The 2,292-nt window shown below is 71.7% G+C and carries 4 protein-coding genes; all 4 read right to left on the bottom strand.

The features are described 5' to 3' along the window. Positions 1–608, bottom strand: a 608-nt coding sequence (locus AC1DY5_RS52010; RefSeq protein ID WP_478122079.1) for a biotin-independent malonate decarboxylase subunit gamma, incomplete at its 3' end; no start/stop codon positions are given. A gap of 10 nt (positions 609–618) precedes the next feature. Further along, on the bottom strand, positions 619–1,512 hold the full coding sequence (locus AC1DY5_RS52005) for a biotin-independent malonate decarboxylase subunit beta (protein WP_478122078.1): 894 nt from the start codon (positions 1,510–1,512) through the stop codon (positions 619–621). Between the two features lie 55 nt (positions 1,513–1,567). Then, the gene (mdcC, locus tag AC1DY5_RS52000; RefSeq protein ID WP_478122077.1) at positions 1,568–1,894 is read right to left on the bottom strand and encodes a malonate decarboxylase acyl carrier protein; all 327 of its coding nucleotides are present in this window, start codon (positions 1,892–1,894) and stop codon (positions 1,568–1,570) included. A gap of 9 nt (positions 1,895–1,903) precedes the next feature. Further along, positions 1,904–2,292: malonate decarboxylase subunit alpha (locus AC1DY5_RS51995; protein ID WP_478122076.1), on the bottom strand; the 389-nt coding region annotated here is incomplete at its 5' end.

The raw sequence follows: 2,292 nt of genomic DNA, 5'->3' as shown, positions 1-2,292 counted from the left end.
GTCAGCGACAGGGCGCTGCGCAGCGCCGCCGCCAGGTCGCCCTGCCAGAGCGCGCGCACGCCGCCCATCGCGAGGTAGTTGCCGACCCCGGGCGCGAACACCGGGTTCGACTGCGACAGGGCCGTCAGCATGTCTTCGGGCAATTTCGTGACACGCGACATCGCGGGAATGCGCATGACGCGAATCTCGGCCTCGGGCAGCGCATAGCAGGCGTCGGCGATCAGGCCCGAGGTGATAAATCCGCCCGACAGCGCCTGGTCGTAGACCAGCGCGATCACCGCGTGCCCGCGGCGCCGCGCCAGGTCGATGCTGGCGCCCAGGTGGGCCATCGCGCGGTTGATGCCGAGCAGTTCGTCGCGCCGGCGCAGCTGCTGGCCCTGGGTGTCGATCAGCAGCAGGATCGGCTGGCCCGGCCGCTTGGCGATGGTGTCGAGGGCCACGCGGGCCTGCGCCAGCGCCAGCGCGACGCCGATTGGCGCGTGGTTCGTGGTGCCGACCACGGTGATCGGCCGGCCGTCGAAACGGGGTTCGCCGCGCAGGAAGTCGCCGTCGGCCTCGATGCCGTGGCCGGGGCCGAAGAGGGCTTCGGCGAGTGCTTTCCATTCCATCGTGTTCTCCTTAGGCGGGGCGCAGCGCGCGCACCGCCTTGACGTCGAGATCCGGCACCCGCTCGGGCTCCGGGATGCCCAGCAGGCGCCACAGGCGAAACGACTCGTCGTCGCCGTCGGCCGCGCCGGACAGCGCGTCGAGGCGCACCGCGAGCAGTGCGTGCTCGGCCTCCAGCGCCTCGAGCGTCAGTGGGCGCGCCGCGTCCGGTACGTTGATCGCGGCAATCGCCGCGACGCGGAAGGCATGCACGTCGTCCTCAACCAGCGCGTCGCAGTCGCCGCACAGGTAGCGGTGCTTGCCGCCCGTGGTGCGCCAGACCAGTGCCCGGTCGCGCGAATCGAATTCCTCGACGCCGTGCGATGCCTCGATGACTTCGGGCCCCGACATCGCGAGCCGGCCGACGTCGCTCATCACGATGCGGTCGGCGCAGCGCGCCACAATGCCCATGCCGCCGAAGCAGCCGTTGGCACCGCCGATCAGCACCACCACCGGGATCCCCGCAGCCCGCACGTCGAGCAGCGCACGCATCACTTCCGACACCGCGATCAGCCCCGCGTTGGCCTCGTGCAGCCGCACGCCGCCCGACTCTGCGAGCAGCAGCACCGCGGCCGGCCGGTCGCGCAGCGCGCGGCGGAACAGGCCGACCAGCTTGGCGCCGTGGACCTCGCCGACGCCGCCGCCCATGAAGGCGCCCTCCTGCGCGGCGACGAAGACCGGTCGACCGTGCAGCAGGGCGCGGCCGACCGCGACGCCGTCGTCGAAGGCGCACGGCAGGCCCAGTTGCGCCAGGTGCGGACTGGTCGCGCGTTCGGCGGGCGGCAGCCATTCGTGGAAGCTGCCGGCATCGAAGAGCTGCGCGATCCGCTCGCGCGCCGAGCATTCGGCGAAGCTGATGGTGGTCACAGGAGTACCTCCGCGCTGCGCGCTGCGGTATTCGCCTTGGGAGCGGCCCGGCGGCTCATATGCTGAGCTCCGCCGCCGCCTGGTCCAGCCGCAGGCTGACGACCGCGGGCGTGGCCCCCATGTCGTTGATCGAGATGCGAACGCCGGCCAGCGGATGGCGCTGGTGGAAGTCGCTCAGCACGGCTTGCCAGATCGGGCCGAAGCCGCGCGCCGAGGTCTCGATGCGGACACTGCAGTCGCTGCCAGCCGCAGCCTCGAGCAGCACCTCAAGGTTGCCGGAGCCGACCACGCCGACCAGCACCGGGGCGATGGCGCCGGCGGGCCGGCTGCCGGGGAATGTGAACTCGAGGGTTTCGAGCCCTGTGGGATGGGATGTGGACACAGCGGCCTCCTACCAGTTTCTGAAACGCTTGGGTGGCTGATACAGCCCGCCGGACGCGCGCACCAGGTCGCGCATGCTGCGGGCCGCCAGCAGGTTGCGGGTGGCATCGCGCGGGTCGATTCCGAGGTCCAGCGGCCGCCGAATCACGCCGCGGTCGCGCAGGTTCTCGACCGCGCGGCGGTCGCGCGCCAGCCCGACGGCGGTGTAGCCGGCGACGCCGCGGATCGCCTGTTCGCGCTCCTCGTCGCTGCGGCACAGCAGCAGGTTGGCGATGCCCTCCTCGGTCAGGATGTGCGTGACGTCGTCGCCGTAAATCATGATCGGCGGCAGGTCCATGCCGGCCTGCTGCTGCAAGGTCCAGGCATCGAGGCGGTCGACGAAGGCCGGCTGCATGTGCT

Source organism: Variovorax sp. P4_D9, assembly GCF_056401695.1.
This window is presented reverse-complemented; position numbering and strand designations above follow the sequence as displayed.